General features: G+C 73.6%; 12 protein-coding genes. 7 read left to right on the top strand and 5 right to left on the bottom strand.

Annotated features, from left to right (window positions below; all coding sequences use genetic code 11):
• Positions 1-30 precede the first annotated feature (30 nt).
• On the bottom strand, positions 31-582 hold the full coding sequence (locus AC067U_RS17540) for an SgcJ/EcaC family oxidoreductase (protein WP_478830572.1): 552 nt from the start codon (positions 580-582) through the stop codon (positions 31-33).
• Between the two features lie 107 nt (positions 583-689).
• On the opposite strand from AC067U_RS17540, the gene AC067U_RS17535 reads away from it, so the two are divergent.
• Positions 690-1,151, top strand: coding sequence for a MarR family winged helix-turn-helix transcriptional regulator (locus AC067U_RS17535; protein ID WP_478830571.1), 462 nt, complete (start codon positions 690-692; stop codon positions 1,149-1,151).
• Positions 1,152-1,248: 97 nt separating this feature from the next.
• Here AC067U_RS17535 and AC067U_RS17530 read toward each other — a convergent pair whose 3' ends face one another.
• Positions 1,249-3,051 carry a serine/threonine-protein kinase gene (locus AC067U_RS17530; protein WP_478830570.1) on the bottom strand — a complete coding sequence of 601 codons (1,803 nt, stop codon included), beginning with the start codon at positions 3,049-3,051 and terminating at the stop codon, positions 1,249-1,251.
• Positions 3,052-3,197: 146 nt separating this feature from the next.
• Here AC067U_RS17530 and AC067U_RS17525 point away from each other — a divergent pair, with 146 nt between their 5' ends.
• The 3 genes from AC067U_RS17525 to AC067U_RS17515 all read left to right on the top strand — a co-directional run bounded on the left by AC067U_RS17525 (position 3,198) and on the right by AC067U_RS17515 (position 6,888).
• Positions 3,198-3,710 (top strand): (2Fe-2S)-binding protein, encoded by a 513-nt coding sequence (locus AC067U_RS17525; RefSeq protein ID WP_478830569.1) that lies wholly within the window; start codon positions 3,198-3,200, stop codon positions 3,708-3,710.
• On the top strand, positions 3,707-4,699 hold the full coding sequence (locus AC067U_RS17520) for an FAD binding domain-containing protein (RefSeq protein WP_478830568.1): 993 nt from the start codon (positions 3,707-3,709) through the stop codon (positions 4,697-4,699). Before AC067U_RS17525 ends, AC067U_RS17520 begins: the two co-directional genes overlap by 4 nt.
• A gap of 83 nt (positions 4,700-4,782) precedes the next feature.
• Entirely contained in the window at positions 4,783-6,888 is a 2,106-nt protein-coding gene (locus tag AC067U_RS17515) for a xanthine dehydrogenase family protein molybdopterin-binding subunit (RefSeq protein WP_478830567.1), read from the top strand.
• A gap of 8 nt (positions 6,889-6,896) precedes the next feature.
• On the opposite strand, the gene AC067U_RS17510 is transcribed toward AC067U_RS17515, so the two are convergent.
• Genes AC067U_RS17510 through AC067U_RS17500 form a run of 3 tightly spaced genes read right to left on the bottom strand, consistent with a single transcriptional unit; the run spans position 6,897 to position 13,041 of the window.
• Positions 6,897-8,612, bottom strand: a complete 1,716-nt coding sequence (locus AC067U_RS17510) for a thiamine pyrophosphate-binding protein (RefSeq protein ID WP_478830566.1) — start codon at positions 8,610-8,612, stop codon at positions 6,897-6,899.
• Positions 8,609-10,027: a hypothetical protein gene (locus AC067U_RS17505; protein WP_478830565.1), complete on the bottom strand. Its 1,419-nt coding sequence runs from the start codon at positions 10,025-10,027 to the stop codon at positions 8,609-8,611. The genes AC067U_RS17510 and AC067U_RS17505 overlap by 4 nt, the downstream gene beginning before the upstream one ends.
• 14 nt (positions 10,028-10,041) lie before the next feature.
• On the bottom strand, positions 10,042-13,041 hold the full coding sequence (locus AC067U_RS17500) for a peroxidase family protein (protein WP_478830564.1): 3,000 nt from the start codon (positions 13,039-13,041) through the stop codon (positions 10,042-10,044).
• A 236-nt stretch (positions 13,042-13,277) separates the two neighbouring features.
• On the opposite strand from AC067U_RS17500, the gene AC067U_RS17495 reads away from it, so the two are divergent.
• The 3 genes from AC067U_RS17495 to AC067U_RS17485 all read left to right on the top strand — a co-directional run bounded on the left by AC067U_RS17495 (position 13,278) and on the right by AC067U_RS17485 (position 17,009).
• Positions 13,278-15,278 carry a serine/threonine-protein kinase gene (locus AC067U_RS17495; RefSeq protein WP_478830563.1) on the top strand — a complete coding sequence of 667 codons (2,001 nt, stop codon included), beginning with the start codon at positions 13,278-13,280 and terminating at the stop codon, positions 15,276-15,278.
• On the top strand, positions 15,278-16,159 hold the full coding sequence (locus tag AC067U_RS17490; protein WP_478830562.1) for an MBL fold metallo-hydrolase: 882 nt from the start codon (positions 15,278-15,280) through the stop codon (positions 16,157-16,159). Before AC067U_RS17495 ends, AC067U_RS17490 begins: the two co-directional genes overlap by 1 nt.
• Before the next feature lie 601 nt (positions 16,160-16,760).
• Complete coding sequence (locus AC067U_RS17485; protein ID WP_478830561.1) at positions 16,761-17,009, top strand: hypothetical protein; 249 nt, start codon at positions 16,761-16,763, stop codon at positions 17,007-17,009.
• Positions 17,010-17,055: the final 46 nt, after the last annotated feature.

The raw sequence follows: 17,055 nt of genomic DNA, 5'->3' as shown, positions 1-17,055 counted from the left end.
GCGGGACGGCTGCCATTGCCACTGGTCCTGTCACTTCTCGGCCGCCGGCCTGGTCGCCGGGTCCCAGAGGAAGGAGCCGTGGAAACGGATGGCCAGGAAGGAGTCGGCGAGCATGGTGCCCTTGACGAAGCCGTCGTAGAGCGCGCGGTGCCCCTCGGTGATGTCCTGGCGGCCCTGGTAGTGGGTGCCGACGTACGTGGTGTAGGTCGCGTCGGCGGTGAACCGCTCGCCGTAGGCGGTGGCGTCGCCGTGGCCCCAGGCCTCGGTGAGGGCGTGCAGGGTGTCGCAGACGGCGCGGTGGTCGGCGGCGGTCGGGGCACCTGCGGGGGCGACGGTGAGGACGGGGATGACGGCCGTGCAATCGCTCTGGCCGAGGTCCTTGACCTCGGAGGTGGCATCGAGCCAGAAGTAACCGCCGACTGCGGTGACCGCGAGGGTCAGGGTGGCGATGCCCAGGACGCGTGTGACGGTGCGGCGGCGTGAGGGGCGGGACCCGGCGGTCGCCGCGGTCCCTTCCCGGGCTTCGGTGACCTTCGCGGCAGTGCCCGCGGGAGTGTTCTCGCTGGTGGTGGCGGTGTTCATGGGCTCCCCCTCCATGATAACTTCTTCGAAGAAGTTTCTTCGTCAAAGATTTCTCTTCTTTGGAGATTTCTCTTCGCCGAGGAAGAGATTAGGGAGTGGGGAAGCCCGTGTCAACGCCTGCCATGCGCCCCGATGCCGGCCGGATCTACCGCCGCTACCTCAGCGCCGTGCTGCTGCACGGCCACGCCAGCGCCAGGGCGTGCGATCTCGGCGCCACCGACCTGTACGCGCTGAACATCCTGCTGCTGACCGGTCCCATGACCCCGGGCGAACTGGGCACCCGTACCGGCCTCACCACCGGACCGACCACCCGGCTCATCGACCGCCTGGAGCAGGCGGGCTACGTACGCCGCGCCCCGTCGCCCGACGACCGGCGCAAGGTCATCGTCGAGCCCGTCGGCAAACCTGCCGACCTCGATGCGGTCATGGCGCCCGCCCGCCGGAAGATCGGCGAGATCCTCGGCGGCTACTCCCCCGAGCAGCTCGAAGTCCTCTTCGACTACTTCGGCCGTGCCGCCGCCGCCTACCAGGAGGCCGCCGACGAACTGCGCGCCGAGGACGCCCGCTGACGACAGGTCACCGCGGCACGGCGCACTGCGGCACGGAGCACTGCGGCACGGGACGGTCCGGCACGGGACGCTGCGGTGCCGGGCGCCGCGGCGCGGGTCAGCTCCGGCGGTTCAGCGACGAGGGCGCGCCGGCCGACTGCGCCCCCTCCGACTCCAGGGTCATACGGTCCGGCGCCGCCAGGGTCACCACGTAGAGGTTGCCCTGGGGGCAGACTAGGGAGGATTCCCGGTCGGTCGGATGGCTGGTCGCCGCCTTGAGGACCACCGAGTTCCCGCGGATCTGGCGCAGCTCCAGGGCCTCCGTGCAGCCCACGTTCCGCCCGGTGGAGATCTCCTTGAGGTCACTGACCTGGCGGCCCACCAGGTCCCCCACGGCCCCGGCGTGCAGGGTGACGGTGACGGCGAAGTCCTTGGTCCTGGCCCGTGAGACGCCGTCCGCGTCGGGCGTCCCCGGGCCCACGCCCGACCACGTACCGACCCATGGCGCCGGGAGCGAGGACGCGGAGGCGGAGGCGGACGCGGAGGCGGAGGGCGACGCCGCCGACGGGGTGGCGGGGGGCCGGGCCGTATCGCCGTCACCGGCTCCGGTGAACCGGAGCAGCAGCGCGGCGGCGCCGGCCAGCACGAGGGCACCGGCGGCCGCGGCGATCAGCCGGTTCCGGCCCCGGCCCGCGGCGGCGGGCCCGGCCGCCGCATGAGCCGGGTACAGGGGCGGGGTGACGACGCCCTGGGGAGCGTAGCCGCGGGGCGCGAGGGCCGGCGGCCCGAAGGCTTCGGGCACGGGCGCGGCGGCGAGTACGGGCGCCGCCGGCACAGGACCGGCCGACACAGGACCCGCCGGCACAGGACCCGCAGGCACGGGACCCGCAGGCACGGGAACCCCGAGCGCGGGAACCACAGGCGCGGACGCCCCGGGGGCAGCAGCCCCGGGTGCGGACGCCGTGCCCGCAGCCGCCGGAGGCCCCGAGGCTGCGGTGACGGCCGCCGGAGCCTGCGGGGCCTCGAGGATCTGCCGGAGCCGCGTCCGGCGCCGTTCGGCGTCCGCGAGCAGGGCCGGCGGCACCGCGGCGCTCCAGTCCGGCCCGTCCTCGCCGCCGAGTGCCGCCCGTACGTCCTCCGCGGCCGGACGCAGCTCCGGATCCTTGGCCAGGCACTCCCGCACGAGCGGCAGGAGGGATTCCGGCACGCCGTCGAGCACGGGCTCGTCGTGGACGATCCGGTACAGCAGGGCCGGCAGCCCGGGCTCCTCCCCGGGGCCGAGGAAGGGGCCGCGCCCGGTGGACGCGTGGACGAGGACCGCGGCCAGCGAGAACACGTCCGCCGGCGCCGCGGCCACGGCACCGGTCGCCTGCTCGGGCGCCAGGTAACCGGGGGTGCCGATGACGGTCCCCGTCTGCGTGCGGCGCGGGTCGAGGACGGCCCGGGCGATGCCGAAGTCGATGAGGAAGGGCCGCTCGGCGCCCAGCAGGACGTTCGCCGGCTTGATGTCGCGGTGGACGACCCCCGCCGCGCGTACGGTGACGAGCGCGGCGGCCAGTTCCCGGGCCAGGCAGCGTACGGCCGCTTCCGGCAGCGGGCCGTGGTCCCGTACCCAGTCGCCCAGCGAGGGGGCGGGGACGTACTCGGTGGCCAGCCACTGCGGTGCGGCGCCCGGCGGGCTGAAGTCCACCACCGAGACCGTCCACGGGGAGCGGACCCGGTCGTTGGTGCGTATCTCCCGGGCGAACCGCTCCGCGAAGCCCGGGTCCAGGCTCAGCTCCCGGTGCACGGTCTTCAGGGCCAGCGGGCGGCCGGAGGGCGTGCGCGCGAGGAACACCTCACCCATGCCTCCCGCGCCCAGGCGGGACAGCAGGCGGTACCCGCCGATCTCCGGCGGATCGCCGGGCTGCAGAGACTCCACCGACTCCCCCGCTTCTGCTGGCCGTTGCGGGCCACCCTAAGGGACGTCCGTGGTTGACCCGGGCGGGGGCGTGTGAAATGCGGGGTGAGCGGTTATGCGGTGTTCGTACGTATTCGACAGGTTCCTGGTGTTCATCCGTGTAAGGGGTGGCTGTGGTGAGTCCGACCGGGGTGACGCGGTCCGTCGTCCGGATCCGTGTCAATGGGGAGCAGTACGAGGCCGACGTGGACCACCGGGTCACGGTCCTTGACCTGTTGCGTGAGCACCTGGCGCTGACCGGGACGAAGAAGGGGTGCGACCACGGGCAGTGCGGAGCCTGCACCGTGCTGGTCGGCGGGCAGCGGCTCAACAGCTGTCTGCTGTTCGCGGTCGCCTGCGACGGGGCCGAGGTCACCACCGTGGAGGGTCTCGCGGAGCCGGACGGAAGGCTGCATCCCCTGCAGGCGGCGTTCGTGGAGCGGGACGCCTTCCAGTGCGGCTACTGCACACCGGGGCAGCTGTGCTCCGCCGTCGGGCTGCTGGCCGAGGGCGGTGACCTGAGCCGGGAGGCGATCGCCGAGGGGATGAGCGGCAATCTGTGCCGGTGCGGCGCGTACCCGCGCATCGTGGACGCCGTCCGGGAGGTCGCCGCCGCCACCGGTCGCGGGGTGGGCGCGTGAAACCCTTCGCGTACGTGCGGGCCACGGACGTGGCCGAGGCCATCGCCGCGCACGGCGGACGGCCCGGTTCCCGCTACCTCGGCGGCGGGACGAACCTCGTGGACCTGATGAAGCTCGGCGTGGAGGTCCCCGACACCCTGGTCGACCTCACCGGGCTGCCCCTGGACTCCGTGGCCGGGACCGCGGAAGGCGGGCTGCGGATCGGTGCCGGTGTCCGCAACAGCGCGCTGGCCGGCCACCCGCTCGTCCGGGACCGGTACCCGGTGCTGGCGCAGGCGGTGCTGGCCGGGGCCTCCGGGCAGTTGAGGAACGCCGCCACCACGGGCGGGAACCTGCTGCAGCGGACCCGGTGCCCCTACTTCCAGGACGTGTCCAAGCCCTGCAACAAGCGGTCGCCGGGCTCGGGCTGCGGTGCCCGTGACGGGATCCACCGCGACCACGCGGTGCTCGGCCACTCCCCGGAGTGCATCGCCACGCACCCCTCCGACTTGGCGGTGGCCCTCGCGGCGCTGGACGCGGTCGTCGAGCTCCAGGGCCCGGAGGACGCGCGGACCGTGCCCGTGACCGCCTTCCACCGGCTTCCGGGTGCGCACCCCGAACGGGACACGGTCGTGGGACCCGGCGAGATCGTGACGGCCGTGGTGCTGCCGCCGGGGCCCGCGGGCCTGCCCTCGCTGTACCGGAAGGCGCGGGACCGTGCCTCGTACGCGTTCGCGCTGGCGTCCGTCGCCGCCGTGCTCGACGTCCACGAGGGTCGGGTGAGGCAGGTCGCGCTCGCGTTCGGCGGGCTGGCGCACCGGCCGTGGCGGGCCGCCGCGGCCGAGGAACGGCTGACGGGTGCCGCGCCGACCGAGGAGGCCGTACGGGCGGCGGTCGAGGCGGAGCTGGCCGGGGCGGAGCCGCTCCGGGACAACGCCTTCAAGGTGCCGCTCGCCCGGAACCTCGCCTGCGACGTGCTGAACTCCCTCGCCCGTAGCGCCCGCCCCTGACGCCGCCTCCCCTCCCCCGCCCCTGCGCACACACTTCTCCCGGGCACGGCCCGGGCACCGTCCCCCGGATGAGGAGAACCGCCATGAAGCCGAGCCGCGCCGACCGGGTGGCCGCCGTCGGCTCACCCGCCCCGCGCCGTGAGGGCCGGGACAAGGTCACCGGAGCGGCCCGCTACGCCGCCGAGCACGCCCCGCCCGGCCGGGCGTACGCCTGGCCGGTGCCCGCGACGGTGGCCCGGGGGCGGGTCGGCTCCGTCGACACCGCGGAGGCGCTCGCGCTGCCCGGCTGCCTCGCCGTGCTCACCCACGAGAACGCCCCGCGGCTGGGCCCCTCCGACGATCCCACGCTCCGCGTCCTGCAGGACCCCGGGGTTCCGCACCGCGGCTGGTACGTGGCGCTCGCCGTGGCGGCCACGCCGGAGGCGGCACGGGAGGCTGCCGCCGCCGTACGCGTGGACTACGCCGTGGACCCGCACGACACGGTCCTCTCGGCCGACCATCCCCGGATGTACACCCCCGAGCAGGCGAACGGCGGCTATCCGGCGCACCGCGAACGGGGAGACGCGGGCGCCGCGTTCGAGGCGGCCGAGATCCGCGTGGACTGCGACTACGTGGTGCCGCCGCTGCACAACCACCCGATGGAGCCGCACGCCGCGACGGCGCACTGGGACGCGGACGCGGACACCCTCACCGTGTACGACTCCAGCCAGGGGTCCGGGCTGGTCCGCGCCACCCTGGCCGGCCTGTTCAGGCTCCCGCAGGACCGGGTCACCGTGGTCTCCGAGCACGTCGGGGGCGCGTTCGGCTGCAAGGGGACCCCGCGCCCGCACGTGGTACTGGCGGTGATGGCGTCCCTCCACACCGGCCGCCCCGTCACCCTCGCCCTGCCGCGCCGGCAGCTGGCGGCCGTCGTCGGCCACCGGCCCCCCACCCTGCACCGGGTCCGCCTGGGCGCCCGCACGGACGGGGCGCTCACCGCCGTCGCCCACGAGACCATGAGTCACACCTCGCGCATCCGGGAGTTCGTCGAGCAGGCCGCCGTGCCCGCGCGCGTCATGTACGCGGCCCCCGACCTGCTCACCACGCACCGGGTGGTCGCCCTCGACGTGCCCACGCCGTCCTGGATGCGGGCGCCCGGGGAGACCCCCGGCATGTACGCCCTCGAATCGGCGATGGACGAACTGGCGGACGCGCTCGGCCTGGACCCGGTGGAGCTGCGCGTCCGCAACGAGCCGGCCGTCGAACCCGACAGCGACCGGCCGTTCAGCAGCCGCCACCTGGTGGAGTGCCTGCGCGACGGAGCCGCCCGGTTCGGCTGGGCGGAGCGGCGCACGCCCCGGCGGGAGGGCCAGCTGCTGATCGGCACCGGTGTGGCGGCCTCCACCTATCCGGTGTGGGTGGCCCCGTCGTCGGCCCGGGCGTGGGTCCGGCCGGACGGCACGTACCTGGTCCAGGTCAATGCCACCGACCTCGGGACGGGGGCGCGCACCGTGCTCTGGCAGATCGCGGCGGACGCGCTGCGGGCGCCCGGGAACCGGGTGGAGGTGGAGATCGGGCACAGCGGGCTGCCGGCGGGGTCGGTGGCCGGAGGATCGGCGGGCACCGCGTCCTGGGGCTGGGCCGTGCACCACGCCTGCAGGGACCTGGCGGGACTGCTGGAGCGTCACGAGGGTCCGCTGCCGGAGGCCGGGCTGACCGTGACGGCCGATACGACGGCCTCCGCGCGGCAGCGGTCCCCGTACGCCCGGCACGCCTTCGGCGCCCAGTTCGCGGAGGTGCAGGTGGACACGGTCACGGGTGAGGTCCGGGTGCGGCGGATGCTGGGCGTCTTCGCCGCCGGGCGCATCCTCAACCCGCTGACCGCGCGGTCGCAGCTGGTCGGGGGGATGGTGATGGGACTGGGCATGGCCCTCACCGAACACAGCGGCGTGGACCCCGCCTTCGGCGACTTCGCGGAGAGCGACCTGGCCTCGTACCACGTCCCGGCGCACGCCGACGTGCCCGACATCGAGGTGCACTGGCTCGACGAACACGACAAGCACCTGAACCCGGTGGGCGGCAAGGGCATCGGGGAGATCGGGATCGTCGGCACGGCAGCGGCGGTCGGGAACGCCTTCCACCATGCGACGGGCCGGCGGATCCGCGAGCTGCCGCTCACCCCCGACCGGGTCCTGGCCGCCCTGGGGTGAGTGCCGTTTCAGTCCTCGCCGCGGAGACGGTCCTCGATGGTCTCGACCAGCCCGGCGATCACGCCGTCCGGGGACGGGCTGTAGTGCGGGACGGCCCAGCGCGTGATCCGGGCGTCGATGATCGTGGGACGTCCGGAGGCCAGGGCCGCGCGGAAGGCCTCCTCGAACTCCTCCAGGGTCTCGACCCGGTGGCCGTCGGCACCGCAGGCGCGGGCGTACGCGGCGTAGTCCGGGTTCCGGAAGTCCACCAGGGCGGACTCGCCGTAGGTGACCAGCTGGAAGAGTTTGATCAGCTTGAACTCGCCGTCGTTGAAGATGACCCAGATGACGGGGAGGTCGTTCTCGACGGCGGTCATCAGCTCGAACCCGGAAAGGGCGTAGCAGCCGTCACCGCAGCCGACCACCACGGTCCGGTCGGGGTGGGCCGCCTTCAGCCCGATGGCTCCGTTGACGTGGCCGGCCATGGGTCCGAAGGAGCCGGCCTTGCGGAAGTTCTGCCCCTCCTCCAGTTCCGCGTAGTAGCCGAGCCAGGCCAGGTGGGCGCCCGCGTCGGCGAGCAGCACGGCCCGCGGGGGCAGCATCCGGCCGATCGTCTGGGCGAGTTCGCCGGGATGGATCTTCCCGGTGAGGTGGGTGATGTGCCGGGCTTCGTAGTCGCGGCCCTCGACCTCGGCCGGCGGCACCTCGCCGGTGACCTTCTCCGCCAGGGCGTCGGTGAGGGCGGCCACGGCCGGGCGCGCGTCGGAGAGCAGGGCGTGGTCGGGCCGGTAGGCCTTGTGGAACTCCCGTTCGGCGATGTTGACGTGGATGAGCACCTTGTTCTCGAACAGGTCCGCGCGGTAGTCGAAGGTGGCGTGCTGGTTGAGGGAGTTGCCGACGCACAGGACGACGTCGGCCTCGCGGAAGGCCTTCCAGGCACTGGAGTGGCCGCTGTCGGCGAACACGCCCAGGGAGAGGGGGTGCCGCTCGGAGACGATGCCCTTGCCGTCGAGGGTGGTCAGCAGCGGTACCTGGAAGCGTTCGACCAGCCGCTTGATCTCCGGGCCGGCGCCGCTGCGGACCGCGCCGAAGCCGGCGAGCAGCACGATCCGCTGCCGCCGTTCGATGGCCTCGGCGAGCACGGAGGCGATCTTCTCCACCTGGGCGGGGTCGGGCAGGACCGGGGCCACGTCGAGCCGGATCGGCCGGAAGTCCGTGAGTTCGACGCCCCGGTGGGTCAGGTCCTCGGGCACGTGGATGTGGACGGGGCCGGGCCTGCCCTCGAAGGCGGTGTTGACCGCTTCCTCCAGGACGTCGCAGGTGTCGGCGATGTCGGTGAGCAGGAAGGACTTCTTGGTGGTGGCGGCGAACATGGCCTGTGAGTCGGGGGTGCCGGCCAGGCCGGAGGTCTCGTTGAGCGAGCCCCAGCCCCGCCATTCCCGCGAGGCGTAGCCGGAGACGGCGAGGACGGGATAGGAGTCGGACAGGGCGACGGCCAGCCCGGAGAAGAGGTTGAACGCGCCGGGGCCGGCCGTGGCGAAGCAGAATCCCAGCCGGTTCGTGTACATGGCGTATCCGCAGGCCATGAAGGAGGCGGCCTGTTCGTGGCGGGTGATGACGGGCCGGATCAGCTTGGAGTGCTTCAGGGCGACCAGCAGACCGGCCGCGTTCTCCCCGGCACCGCCGAAGGCGGCGCGTACGCCGATGCCTTCCAGCCCCTTGACGATGGCTTCGTAGACCCTCACGGTGTCTCCCCTCCTTCCCAGAGTGCGGTGTGGCGGCGGTGGGCGTCGGTCAGGCCGGCCGTGAAGAAGCGCTCGTAGTACTCGGTTTCGACGTGGTGGGTCTGGAGCCAGACTCCGGGCACGTGGACGGCGTCGGTGTGGGCCGGGAAGCGGCCGTGGGTGGCGTGGACGTAGACGCAGATGTCGCGGGCGCAGTCGATGACGTCCTGGTCGTAGGCGCCGGCCTCGGCGAGGTAGCGCTGGGCGTAGTCGTCCTTGTAGATGCGGGCGAAGACGGATCTGTCGGTGTAGACGCCGCCCTCGCCGAACTTGGCGCGGACGACCTCGTCGACGGCGTCCTCCATCGAGGGGTGGTTGGGCGGGCAGGCGGCCTTGATGAGGTGTTCGCCGTCGACGCGCAGGCCGACCGGGTGGGAGCGGAGCCGGGCGTACCGGGGCAGCGGGACGTGCCAGCGCAGCACGTCGGCGGGCCGGAAGCGGGGGGTGACGAAGTCGAAGCCGAGCATGCGGCCGTAGGTGCGGGTGAACTTCGGGTCGCCCAGCAGGATCTGGGGGCCGATCGTGGCGTGGATCCAGGCGCCCAGGCCCATGGCGTCCGCGACGAGCATCATGTTCTGGAGGAGGAGGTCGGCCTCGATCTGGGTGCGCATGGGGCCGAGGGCGCCGAGCGGCAGCTTGATGTCGGGGTTGAGGAATCCGTTCCTGATCCATTTGCGGACCCCGGCGGGGCGGAAGAAGTTCCGGTCGTCGACGAGGGTGGGGCGGGCGCCCTCGGGCTGGGTGAGGAGGTACATCAGGGCGTTGATGTACTGGTGGGAGAGGTCGACGACGGGCAGGAAGAGCGTGGTGCCGTCGAGGTTGGACAGGAAGCGGTTGGAGTCGAGGTAGGCGGGGAAGTCGCGCAGGCCCTCGGCGACGTCGAGGCGGTGGTCCAGCACGCGCACCTTCGACCGCCGGGCCCGGTCGAGGAGCGTGTCGGGGTCGAAGGCGGGTACCGGGGTGGGCGGCAGCTTCCTGAGGTAGTAGGTGCCGCTGTCGTTGATCATGAAGAAGTGGGTGGCCTGGGCGTTGTCGGGGCTGCCCGCCGTACGTCCCGTCATGGTCAGGTTGGGCTTGGCCATGATGGGCTTGCCGTCCCGCGGGTCCTCGAAGGGCCGGTCGGGCATGGTGAGCCCGGAGCTGCCGGTGAGGGCGATGAGGACCGCCTCCTCCAGTTCGCCGAGCGGCTGCGGGGGGTGCGGGGAGCGGTAGCTCATGGAACCGGCGGGCACCGAGGCGCCGCGGCTGACCCGGTGGGTGCGGCGCTTGAAGACCGTCTCCCAGAGGGGGCGGGAGAGGAGTGCCTCCAGGCCGGGGTGGCGGGGGTCGGTGGGGCGGGCGTCGGGGCCGCCGGGCGGCGACGCGGATGCGGACACGGACTTCCTCCGGCTCAGCGGTGGCCGCTGCTGTTGCCGCTTGCGCCGCCGTCTCCGCCGGCCACTCCGCTGCCGTTGCCCTTCCCCTTCCCGTTGCCGTTCCCGTTGCCGTTGCCCACGGGCGGGACCGTGCGCCAGGGCGCGAAGGCGCTGCCGGTGCGGGGCAGTACCCCGGCCAGTTCGGGGCAGTGGCGCAGGATGACGCTCGTCATGCCGTTGCGTGCGATCCAGTCCATGCCGAGCGGCGTGTAGATCTCGGGCCGGAAGTCGACGGTGAGGAAGCGGTCGCTCTGCAGCCGCCGGCTCGCCATCAGGATGAAGATGCGGAAGGCCGTGTCGCTGAAGCCGAAGCCCTCGGGCGGGTTCTCGGCGAACAGCCCCACCATGGTGTCGATCTCGTCGACCGATCCGTACACGCCCTTCAGCCGGGCCAGGGTCTCCGGGTCGGTGGAGAGGTCCTCGAAGCGCCGGATCCGCGGTTTGTGCAGTCCCGCCCGGAAGTCGTTGTAGCGCGGGACGCCGCGCCGCCGGGTGCGTACGAGGTCGACCACGGAGAGGTCGATGACCTCGCCGTCGCGCTCGAACTCCTGCAGGGCGCGAGGGAAGTTGTGCAGGGTGATCGCTCCCGGGTTGGCGATGCCCAGCGAGTACAGGGTGTTGACCAGACCTGTCTTGCGGATGAGCGGCTCCGCGGCCGGGCCCTGTAGGTCGTTGAAGGTCACGGTGTCGAGGCGGCGGCCGAAGCGGTGGTCGAGGAGCTCGTACTCGTCGGGGATGAGCGGGTGCATCCGGTAGACGGTGACGAAGTCCTCGGTGAGGGAGTACGGGACCCCGTGGTGGTCGGGGAGGGTGCCGGGGATCCCCTCCAGGCCGTGCTCCTCGAACAGCCACAGGCCCAGTCGGCTGAGCCAGGTCCGCGGCGGCCCCTGCCAGTTGGTCTTCAGGGCGATGTCGATCGTCTCGGTGGCGAGGATGGCGGGGGTCCACTCGACGGTGTGGATCTTGGCGATCAGCGCGGAGACGACCAGCCGTGCGGTGTGGTAGACGCGGTCCTCGTCCATGGCGGGGTATGCGGCGCGCAGCGCCGCGCACACCGCGTTGTGCTCGCGGGCGAAGAGGGTGTGCATGGCGCTCAGTCCGAGCCACCAGCTCTCGTTGAACCCGGTCAGGGGCAGGCCGTTCGCGCCGGCGGCGGCACCGGCTCCGTTCGCGCCGTTGGCGTACGGCAGGTGGCCGTCCTCCAGGCGGAGGTCGGCTCCGCCTCCCGGCACACGCAGGGACCTCGCGGCGGTTTCGTCGCCGCCGTAGACCTCCGATCCGTCCCACCAGTGGGAGACGGCGCTCTCGAAGAGCAGCGCTTGCGGGGCGCCTCCGGGCAGCCGGACCTCCTCGTTGTCGGCGAACCGCATGGTCTTCTCCAGCGGCCCGCCCGGCGTGTTGCGCCAGCTGACACCGGGCGGCAGCGGCACCTCCACGGTCCGGCCTCCGGCCGGGTAGCGGCGGTGGTTGACCCAGTCGTGCACCTGGAACTGGATCCATGCGGCCGCGAGGACGTTCAGGGAACGCGCCGGGATGAACGCGTCGCGGTGCAGCAGTTCCCGGCTGACGGTCACCGGGTTGGGCGTGTCGTGCAGGTCGGGCCGGTGTACGGGCCTGAGGTTGCGGCCGAAGACGGCGCCGACCGCGCCCATCCTCGGGGCCGACAGGTCGTTGTACGAGCCGTCGTAGCTGCGGCGGACCCGCAGTTCCTCGTCGACGGGCGGCGGCGGGGCCGGCCGGGCCGTGGGCGGGGCTTCGTGCACGTCGGTGTCGATGAGGTTGTCGCTGCGCAGCTCCTGCCGGAAGGCCATGAGGTTGAGCAGGCCGGGCTGGGTGGGCAGCCGGTGCCAGGGCACGACACGGTTCACCACGCGGAACCCGGCCCGCAGCGGGACCCCGAGCAGGGTGTTGCGCCGGGGCGGGACGGTCACGAAGCGGTGGCCCTGGCGGTGGGCGCTGCTCGCCTCGTAGGCGAGTTTGCGGACCCGGTTGAGGTTGCCGAGGGGGCGGAACCCGTCCGTGGTGTGCCACGGGTTGAACTCCGTCCGGTCCACCCGGGCGGCCACGGCGCGGGCTTCGGCGCTGCGGAGGTCCTGGCGCGGGATGGTCAGGGTGGCCACCGGGATGACGGGCGCGTCCTGGTCCTTCCACTCGGCGGCGCCGTCCTCGATGGGGGTGCGCCGGCCGTCGACGTAGCGCTGCACGCAGAGTTCGAACCGCACGTCGGAGTCGCGCAGCCGGCGGGCGAGTTCGCGTTCGAGGTGGTCGGGGTCGGTGCCGGACGGGTCCGGGGCGGGAACCAGGGCCGGCGCGGCGGCCCCGTCGGTGCCGGAGGCGGGCCGCAGCCGGTAGCGTACGGGCCCGGCGTCGCCCCACAGGATGGCGCCGCGGCTCCAGTAGGTCTCCAGGGCCAGGCTGCTGACGGGGCGGCGGGTGCCCGCCAGCACGTTGCGGCGCATCCGGGCCGCCGTGGACCAGCCGACCGCGAGGGGCAGTTCGAGGAACAGGGCGGCGCCCTGGCGGATCCGCGAATCGGCGCCGGCCATGACCTTGGCGAACGCGACGAACTCGCGTGCCGAACGGGCGTGGGACACCGGGAAGCTCGTCATCAGCAGGTCATGGACCTCGCCGGGGCCGGTGTGGACGCGCAGCGCGGCCCCGCGCAGATCGGGCACGAAGTCGGGCCGGCGGACACCGCTCGCGTTGGACAGCCGGACGGTCACCGGGTATTCGGCCCCGGGTCTGGCGAACCCGCCGCGCAGGGGCTCGGGAAGGTCATCGTGGAACCGCAGCCTGGCGTTGTTGACGCCGAGGACCCCCTTGGCGTGGAACGTCCGTTCGACGGATGCGGCGCTGCTGCGCTTCATCAGCTTGAGCTGCACCCGCAGGAGGTCGTCGACCAGCGGCCGGAACGCCCGCCGCTCCGCCTCCGGGCTGCCCCCGACGTACCGCTCGTACTGCCTGGCCTGGTGCATACGTCCCTCTTCGCGCGCAGGGGTCCTCTTCACAGTTCGCCACTGTGGACCGTCACCCGGTGCGGGCGCGCGGAGAGCGGGCCATACGGCCCATGCGCTTCATGCGATCCGGGCCGCCGCCGCCCGAACGGGGGCCGGGCGGGGTGCCGGGCGAGGGCCCGGGCGCCGTTCGGCCGTTCTTGGGTAGGGTGCCGTTCGAACTCGGCGGAAGTCGGCGGGCAGCACGGGGAGCGGCGATGGTGACGAGCGATCAGCAGGGGGACCGGAGCGGTCCCCTCCAGGTCTTCCGGCCCCTCGCCGCGGAGGACCCGACGACCATCGCCGGCTACCGGCTGGCCGCGCGGCTCGGTGCGGGCGGCATGGGCAAGGTGTACCTCTCGTACACGCCGGGCGGGCGGCCCGTGGCCATCAAGGTGATCCGCCCCGAGTTCGCGGAGGACGCCGAGTTCCGCCGCCGGTTCGCCCAGGAGGTGCAGTCCGCGCAGCGCGTGCAGGGGCTGTTCACCGCACCGGTCATCGACGCGGACACCGACGGCGCGCAGCCGTGGCTGGCCACCGCGTACGTGCCGGGGCCCTCGCTCGCGGACGCCGTCGTCGCGCACGGTCCCCTGCCGGTCGACGCGGTGCTGCTGCTGGTCGCGGGCATGGCCGAGGCGCTGCAGGTCATCCACGGCGCCGGCATCGTGCACCGCGACCTCAAACCGTCCAACGTGCTGCTCGCCTCGGACGGGCCGCGGGTCATCGACTTCGGCATCGCCCACGCCGCCGACGCGACCTCGCTGACCGGCAGTGGCGTGACCATCGGAACGCCGTCCTTCATGGCGCCCGAGCAGGCCGCGGCGCGCAGGGTGACACCGGCCACCGACGTGTTCGCGCTCGGCCAGGTCGCGGCCTATGCCGCGGCCGGTTCGCCGGCCTTCGGCGAGGGGACCTCGCACGGGGTCCTGTACCGGATCGTCCACGAGGAGCCCGACCTCGCAGGGGTGCCGGAGCGGCTGAGGGAACTGGTCACCCGCTGTCTGGCCAAGGAGCCCGCGGACCGGCCCTCCATCGCCGAGATCATCGGCCTGTGCCAGTCCGCGAACGAGGGGACGGTGCTGCGCCGGGCCGAGGACTGGCTGCCGGCCGCGGTCGCCGCCGACATCGGCGGACGTGCGGCGGCCCCGGCTCCGGCGCAGGTCCCGCCGCCGCCGACGGCCGCCCCGACCGCGCCTTCCGCCCCTCCGGCCGGCCCGCCCGCCGTCTGTGCGCCGACGGCCCCGGCCACCCCGCCGCCGGCCCACGGCCCCACCACGGTGAACCCCTCCGCGCCGCCACACCCGCAGTACGGTCCGGCGGCCGGCGCTCCGACCCAGGCCGCCAGGCCCGTGGCGCAGGCACCCGCACAGGCACCGCCGCAGGCGCCTCCTCCGGCGCACGGCGTCGCGCAGGCGCCCACCCGGTTCTCGGCACCGACCCCGCCCCCGGGCTCGGGCCCCGCTCCGGCCCCGTTCCCCGCGTCGGGGCCGACGTACCCCGGCTTCCAGGCACAGGGGCATCCGGTCCCCCAGGGGTATCCGGTCCCCCAGGGGTATCCGGTCTCCCAGGGGTATCCGGGCCACACCATGCCGCCCGCGAACCTGCCGCCGCAGCGCTCCGGCAGGCGGGGCCTGCTCATCGCCCTCGTCGCCGCCGTGGTGCTGGGCGTCGCCGGCGGGGCCGCGGTCTACTCGCTGCTCAAGGAGAAGGACCAGGACCGGCAGACCCAGGGCGGTGGCGCCACTCAGGGAGGCAGCCCGTCACAGGGCGGTCAGCAGGGCGGCGGGGGCAAGTCGACCGGCTCGGGCGCGAAGGCCGATCCGAAGCCGGCCGAGTTCAAGGGCGTCAACCTCACCGCCGGCTACCACCTGACACTCGGCGACGACCAGGTGCGGCCGCAGTCGGGCGAGGACGGCGGGTACGAGCTCTCCTACGACACCGGCGGCTATCTCGACTCGGAGAGCCAGGGCGGGAGCCTGGTGCTGCTCGATCCTGGGCAGCAGGGATCGCTCGCCGCCTGCCGTGCGGACACCCGCTTCACCCAGAACGTCTACGTCAACAAGCTGTCCAAGGGGCGGCAGCTCTGCGTCACCACGGGATCGGGGCACCTGGCCCTGGTCACCGTCCAGGGCCTGTCCTCCCAGGACTCGCCCAGCACGTACATGACGCTGGACGTGACCGTGTGGCGCAACGCGGCCGGCTCGGGATCGGGGAACTGATGGCGGAGAACGGCACCGGCGCGTCCCCGATCGACTTCTCCGCCCCACCCCAGTCCCGCGGGCTGGACGTCCGGTGGATCCACGGCTCACCGTCGGCGAAGCACAACACCGATCCGGACATCCAGGTCTACGCGTACGACGAGCACACGTACGTCCTGCGGCAGAACATGGCGGTCAACTACGAGGGGCCGTTCCTGTTCCTGCTGTTCGGGAACGAGCGGGCGGTACTGATCGACACCGGCGCCACCGAGTCCGCCGAGTTCTTCCCGTTGCGCCGGGTGGTCGACGGCCTGGTCGAGGACTGGCTCAGCCGACACCCCCGGGACGGGTACGGGCTGCTGGTGCTGCACACCCATGCGCACGGCGACCACGTCGCGGGCGACGCGCAGTTCACCGACCGGCCCGCCACGACGGTCGTCGGCGCCGGACTGGCCACGGCCTGGGAGTACTTCGGCTTCGGCGGGGATCCGGACGCCGTGGCGCGGGTCGACCTGGGCGGGCGGGTCCTGGAATGCCTGGCCACGCCGGGCCACCACGAGACCGCCGTGACCTTCCACGACCCGTGGACCGGATTCCTGCTGACCGGCGACACGGTCTACCCGGGCCGGCTCTACATCCAGGACTGGGCGGCGTTCGCCCGCACCATCGACCGCCTGATCGAGTTCTCGGCACGCCGGCGCGTCACCCATGTGCTCGGCTGCCACATCGAGATGACCCGCGAGCCGGGCGTGGACTACCCCGTCCGGACGACGTACCAGCCCGACGAGCCACCGCTGGAGCTGACCACCGGCCATCTGCACGCGATCCGCGCGGCGATCACGGAGCTGGGCGACGAGCCGCGCCGGTACGCCGGCGCCGAGTTCATCCTCTGCCCCGACTGACCGGCGCTGACCCGCGCCGGCCCGGCGCCGCGACGACCACAGGACATTCGTACGCCAATCCGCTGATCTTACGGGAAGGCTCTCAAGGAGCCAGAGGCGCCCGACGCGTCCGGTACGACGGGCCCGTCCGGCACGACCCGCGCTGCGGGCGCATCCGGTACGAAGCCCTCGGCGGGCGGTGACGGAGGCTGCCCGGGCGGTGTGGCTGGACCCACGGGGCCCGCCGGCCCCGGAGGGCCCGCCGGGACCTCCGGGGCCGGCCGGCTCCACGGGATCCCCCGGAGCGACGGGTCCTGCCGGGGCTGCCGGGCCCACCGGCCCGACCGGGCCCGAGGGACCCGCTGGTGCGGACGGGGCCCCCGGGACTTCGGGGGCTTCCGGTGCCACGGGGGCGACGGGTGCCGCCGGGGCGAGTGGCTCGACCGGACCGACCGGTGCGGCGGGACCCACCGGGGCGACCGGACTCACCGGGTCGGACGGCGCCACCGGGGCCACCGGGGCCAGTGGCCCCGCCGGACCGACCGGCGCGACAGGACCCGCCGGTGCGACCGGTGCGACCGGTGCGACGGGTTCCTCCGGGTCGGGCGGTGGACTGACCGGGGTGGAGTTCAGGACCTCGCCCGCCGTGTCCATCGAGCCGACGGAGTTCGACTCCGCGTTCGCCGAGTGCCCGGAGGGGAAGGTCGCCACGGGGGGTGGCATCTCCCTGGACCTCCGGACCACGTGGCAGATCTACGACAGCCGGATGCCCGCCGTGCAGCCGCCCACGGGCTGGGTCGTCTCGGCCCAGAACACCGGGCAGACGGCCGGTGACCTGCAGGCCTGGGTCATCTGCGCCGACCCGGCCTGAACCGGCCGGAGTCGGCCGGAGTCGGCCTCTGCCGTCCCGCCCGGGA

This window comes from Streptomyces sp. NPDC043853 (assembly GCF_056436025.1).
Note: the sequence above shows the minus strand (reverse complement) of the source record. Positions and strands in the feature narration are given on the sequence as shown.